The 2662-nt window shown below is 68.9% G+C and carries 3 protein-coding genes; all 3 read left to right on the forward strand.

Annotated elements, in window-relative coordinates; all coding sequences use genetic code 11:
* Positions 1–221 precede the first annotated feature (221 nt).
* Positions 222–1439 carry an alkaline phosphatase gene (locus CCN33_RS05720; RefSeq protein ID WP_086691781.1) on the forward strand — a complete coding sequence of 406 codons (1218 nt, stop codon included), beginning with the start codon at positions 222–224 and terminating at the stop codon, positions 1437–1439.
* A gap of 576 nt (positions 1440–2015) precedes the next feature.
* Positions 2016–2435: an aspartate 1-decarboxylase gene (gene panD / locus CCN33_RS05725; RefSeq protein ID WP_086691779.1), complete on the forward strand. Its 420-nt coding sequence runs from the start codon at positions 2016–2018 to the stop codon at positions 2433–2435.
* Between the two features lie 31 nt (positions 2436–2466).
* The coding region (locus CCN33_RS05730; RefSeq protein ID WP_140394475.1) for a GNAT family N-acetyltransferase at positions 2467–2662 on the forward strand (196 nt) is incomplete at its 3' end.

Raw genomic sequence — 2662 nt, forward strand, 5'->3', positions numbered from 1 at the left:
CCCGGCGCCGGGGCCGTGGCGGGGTTGAGCTCCTGGGACGCAGGCGACGGCAGGACATTGTTCGCTCGCCCGTCATCTCCGGTTGGGCCTGGCCGAACCTCCTCCCTCTAGCTTCGAAGCGCGTTGTTGAATGTTCAATGGGGGATGTTGTGAACAGAAACGTGCGGGCAAAGAGGTGGGCTGCACCGGCCGTCGCGGCTTCCGCGGCCATCGTGGCGACCATGGTGCTCACCCCGGCGTCGGGGGCGTCCGCCAGTGTCGCGCAGAGCGCGGCGAACGCCCCGGCCGCGAAAAGTGTCATCTTCATCAATGGTGACGGCATGGGCGCCGCGGCACGTGAGGCGGCACGGCTGCACCTGGCTGGTCTCCAGGGCCAGTTGGGGATGGACCGCCTCCCCGTCTCGGGCCAGCTCACCACCACGCCGGACGATCCCAAGGCCGTCGTCACCGACTCCGCCGCAGCCGCCACCACCTGGGCCACCGGTGTGAAAACGTACAACGGCGCGATCAGCGTCGACCCCGACGGCAACCCGCTGCCCACGCTCGGCGCTCAGGCGAAAGCGACCGGCAAGGCGACCGGTCTCGTCACGACTGCGCAGGTCACGGACGCCTCCCCGGCCGCGTTCTTCTCCAACACCGCCGACCGCGGCAGGCAGGACGAGATCGCCCGCCAGTACCTGGCCGTCAGCAAGCCCGACGTCATCCTCGGCGGTGGCGAGGACTGGTGGCTGCCCGCCGGCACCCCGGGTGCCTTCCCGGACAAGCCCGCCGAGGACACCAGCGAGGCCAGCAAGGGAACCCAGGGCAACCTGATCGCCAAGGCCCAGCGGAGCGGCTACACCTACGTCAACAGCGCGCAGGGGCTGGAGAAGGCCAAGGGCGGCAAGCTGCTCGGCCTGTTCGGTAACGAGGAGATGTTCCAGCAGCGTCCCGAGGGCCAGGGCGATGTGTACAGCCCGGTCGTCGACCTCGCCACCATGACCAGCAAGGCGCTGAAGACCCTCGACAAGAACAAGAAGGGCTTCTTCCTCATGGTCGAGGAAGAGGGCGTCGACGAGTTCGCGCACCAGAACAACGGCACCCGCGTACTGCAGGCCATGCAGAATCTGGAGAGGGCCGTCGCGGTGGCCCGCGCCTACCAGGCCACCCATCCCGACACTCTCCTCGTGGTCACCGGCGACCATGAGACCGGCGGTCTCGCGGTCGAGGAGAATGACACCACCGACGAGAGCGGCACCGGCATCTCCGCCGAGGACGGCCCCTTCTCCATCCACGGCAGCGACCGGACCTTCACCATGGACTGGACGACTGCCGGTCACACCAGCGTTGATGTCCCCGTCACCGCCGTCGGGCCGCTCTCCAGCCGCTTTACGGGCAAGCACCCCAACACATTCGTTCATGAGGTCCTCGGCCAGATCCTGGCCCAGCGGCGCCGCTGACCCGGGCCACGCAGCCGCCTGGCACCGCGAGCGAGCGTGCCCCTCAGGGCGACCGGCGGATGTAGTTCGCCGCGCGCCCCGGCCAGCAGCCCGACCCCGCCCTGGATCGGCCCTTGGGCTGCTCCAGGGCGGTGCCGTCAGGCTCTGACACCCCCCTGAACTGCCGGATACGGATGGCGCGCACCTGCGCTGGGTGCCGCTGATCACCGGTGACCGCGTAGCCGTGAACCCCAAGGGTCAGGCGGTGTCCGTCCGCCGCGCCGAGGGCCGCGAGAACATCGCGATCGACGGGATGCGAGGGGCCTGAGCCGTCCAGGCCGTCCGCGTGACGGTGATCACGGATGTCCCTCCGGTGGTGCTGCGTAGGCTTGGGCCGTCGCCACGGCGGGATCCGCGAGAGTGGGCGAAGCCCTCCTCCAGTCACCTGACGAGGCGTCAGGCAAGTCGGCAAGAGGTCAGCTTGAGTCCTGAAAGACCTGGGGACAGCTGCCCGGACACGCGACTCGTTGTAGGGTGTTGAAACAGCCCTTGACCTGCAAGAACGCAGGCAGGGAGCCTACTTGTGGGAGTGCCCCGATGTTGCGTACCATGTTCAAGTCCAAGATCCACCGTGCCACCGTCACCCAGGCCGACCTGCACTATGTGGGATCGGTGACCATCGACGCCGAGCTGCTGGAGGCGGCCGATCTGCTGCCCGGTGAGCTGGTGCACATCGTGGATGTGACCAACGGCGCCCGGCTGGAGACGTACGTCATCGAGGGTGAGCGCGGGTCCGGCGTGATCGGGATCAACGGGGCCGCCGCGCATCTCGTGCAGCCCGGTGATCTGGTGATCATCATCAGTTACGCTCAGGTCTCCGATGCCGAGGCGCGCGAGCTGAAGCCCAGGGTCGTGCACGTGGACGCGGGGAACCGGATCGTGGCCCTCGGCGCCGACGCGTCCGAGCCGGTGCCCGGCTCCGACCAGCAGCGCAGTCCGCAGGCCGTTTCGGCCTGACCGTGGACGACGACCAGGAGCGTGCGTGCCCATGAGTGGTGTGGAGATTCGTGACGACCGGACGGCGGGCCGGCTGGAGGCCGTCGCCGGGGGTGAAGTCGTCGGGCACATCGAGTACTTCGTGCTCGACTCGCCCGCGCGCGCCCTGGTTCCCGTCCACACCGTGGTGGAGCCCGCCCACGAGGGTCAGGGCATCGCCGGGGCGCTCGCCCGGGAGCTGTACACGC

The sequence above is a fragment of the Streptomyces recifensis genome, assembly GCF_002154615.1.
Lineage (GTDB): Bacteria > Actinomycetota > Actinomycetes > Streptomycetales > Streptomycetaceae > Streptomyces > Streptomyces griseoluteus.